The organism is Sedimentibacter sp. B4 (genome assembly GCF_000309315.1).
Taxonomy (GTDB): Bacteria; Bacillota; Clostridia; order Tissierellales; family Sedimentibacteraceae; genus Sedimentibacter; species Sedimentibacter saalensis.
Map to the genome: position 1 here is coordinate 1 of NZ_CANG01000451.1, position 233 is coordinate 233.

General features: G+C 65.7%; 1 protein-coding gene. It reads right to left on the reverse strand.

What is annotated here, in order from left to right; translation table 11 throughout:
- A partial coding sequence (locus BN358_RS11820; RefSeq protein WP_040583029.1) for a glycosyltransferase occupies window positions 1-233 on the reverse strand: 233 nt, incomplete at its 5' end.

The window sequence follows — 233 nt, forward strand, 5'->3', positions numbered from 1 at the left end:
TCACACTCCTGCCCGCAGCTTCTCGACGTAGCTGACGTTGCCGTCCTCCTGGCCGGGCAGCCGGGCGTACAGCACCAGCGGGAGGCCGCTGATGAACGCCTCGCTGATCGTGCCCGGGCCTGCTTTGGTGACGAGCATGTCGGACGCGGCCATGAACTGCGGCATCTCCGTGGTGAACCCGTACAGGTGACGGGCAGCTTCCAGTCCACCTTCTCCAGATCCGCCTTGAGCTC